The 2,202-nt window shown below is 58.8% G+C and carries 1 protein-coding gene; it reads left to right on the top strand.

Annotated features, from left to right (window positions below; genetic code table 11):
- Positions 1-2,202 (top strand): condensation domain-containing protein (locus tag NP596_RS21025; RefSeq protein ID WP_256617342.1); only part of this gene is annotated, 2,202 nt, incomplete at both ends.

Raw genomic sequence — 2,202 nt, 5'->3', positions numbered from 1 at the left:
CCCTGCCGGCGCCGGAACGTATCGCCCGCACCCGCACCGCGCCGCGCAACGCCGTCGAGAGCCAGTTGGCAACGATTTGGTGCGAGGTACTGGGCTTGGAAGACATCGGCGTCGAGGATAATTTCTTCGCGTTGGGGGGCGATTCGATTATTTCCCTGCAAGTGGTTAGCCGCGCCCGCCAAGTCGGGCTGGCGTTGTCGCCCAAGGATATTTTTAGCCATCAAACCGTCGCCGCGCTGGCTGGGTTGGCGGCAAAGCTGACACCGATACAAGCAGATGCCTCCATTGCCGCCGTGATTAACGGGCGTGACTTGCCGTTGACGCCGATTCAAGCCGAATTTTTTGCTGCCGAGATTCCTCGGCGTCAACACTGGAACCAATCGGTATTGCTGCAAACCGAACAGGCCCTGGATGCCCAGGCCCTGAATCTGGCGTTGCGGCATTTGCTGCAACATCACGATGCGCTACGTTTGCGTTTTTGCCGGGACGGGCAGTGGCGGCAGCACTATGCCGAAGCGGAGGAGGAACAAGACATCTTGTGGCTGCGCCAAGCCGCGGACGCCGAACAAATCAGTGCCATTGCGCAGCAGGCGCAACGCAGCCTGGATTTACAACATGGACCGTTGCTGCGCGCGGCGTATATCGAAGTGGCCGACGGTAGTTACCGATTGCTGCTGGTGGTACATCATTTAGTGGTGGACGGCGTGTCATGGCGGATCGTACTGGAGGATTTACAGGTTTTGTACCGGCAAATTGCCAACGCCGAAATCCCGCAATTACCGGCCAAAACCGCGTCATTTCAAGCCTGGGCGGAAGCGCTTGCTCGCCGTGCCGGAGAAATTTCCGATCAACTGGATTTTTGGCGGCAACAACTGGTAGCAAACCATGAATTGCCATCCGAATTCGGGGCTACCGATGCGACGGCGGCGGACGCGGAAACCGTGACGCTGCAACTCGATTCGGCCTCGACCCGGCGCTTGCTGCAGGATGCGCCGGCTGCTTACCGCACCCGTATCGATGAATTGTTGCTCACCGCCTTGGCGAGGGTGTTGTGCCGCTGGAGCGGCAACCCTGCGTTGACAATTGATCTGGAAGGCCACGGCCGCGAAGCGTTCGAGCATGCGCCAGACGTTAGCCGCAGCGTCGGCTGGTTCACCAGCGTTTATCCGGTGAAATTAAGCCCCGCCGCCGATCTGGCCGAATCGATCAAAACCGTCAAGGAGCAATTGCGGCGTATTCCGGATCGCGGCCTGGGTTACGGCTTGTTGAAATATCTGGCTGACGAAGCGGTTCGCGCCGAGTTGCAGGCCTTGCCTAAACCCGCGGTGTGCTTCAATTACTTGGGGCAGTTCGACGCCAGTTTCACCGATGCCGGTTTGTTCCGGCCGGCCGGCGAGTCGCGCGGCGACGAACGCGACGATGCTGTACCGCTGGACTATGCGTTGGAAATCAACGGCCAGATTTACGACGGCTGCTTGGCGATGAACTGGACCTACAACAGCAAGCAGCTCAGCACGGCAAGCATGGAGCGGCTGGCTGCCGAATTTAACCAAGAACTGACGGCTTTGATCGAACATTGCAGTCAGGGAGCATTGGCGGTTACGCCTAGCGATGTTCCGCTGGCCGGCCTGGCGCAGGCGCAATTGGACCGATTGCCGATAGAGATTGGTAATTTGCAGGATATTTATCCTTTGACGCCGATGCAGCAGGGCATGTTGTTTCATAGCCTGTATGAAGCCGATGCCGCCAGCTATGTCAGTCGTTTCGACGTGCGGCTGAGTGGATTGGATGCCGTCCGCTTCGCCGCTGCCTGGCAGTCGATGGTGGAGCGCCATCCGATTTTACGCACCGGTTTTGTCTCCCAAGGCGATTGGCCAGGCCCGCTGCAAATCGTGCATAAACGCGTGGCATTGCCGTTGCGGGAACGCGATTGGCGCGGTAGGGACGATGCCGAATCCGTCTTACAAAGGCTGATTGCCGAATTGCAAAGCCAAGGATTGCAAACCGTAACCCCGCCGTTGTTCAAACTGGAATTGGTCAGACTGGACGAGGACGTTTATCACCTGATCTGGCTCAGTCATCATTTGCTGTTGGATGGTTGGAGTAGCGCGCGGCTGTTGGGGGAAGTGCTGGCCCATTATCGCGGCGCCGCGCTGCCGGCGCCGGTGGCCGGCTTTCGCGATTACATCGCCTGGCTGCAAG

Origin of the sequence: Methylomonas rivi, from assembly GCF_024505165.1 — a bacterium.
GTDB classification, from domain to species: Bacteria; Pseudomonadota; Gammaproteobacteria; order Methylococcales; family Methylomonadaceae; genus Methylomonas; species Methylomonas rivi.
Note: the sequence above shows the minus strand (reverse complement) of the source record. Positions and strands in the feature narration are given on the sequence as shown.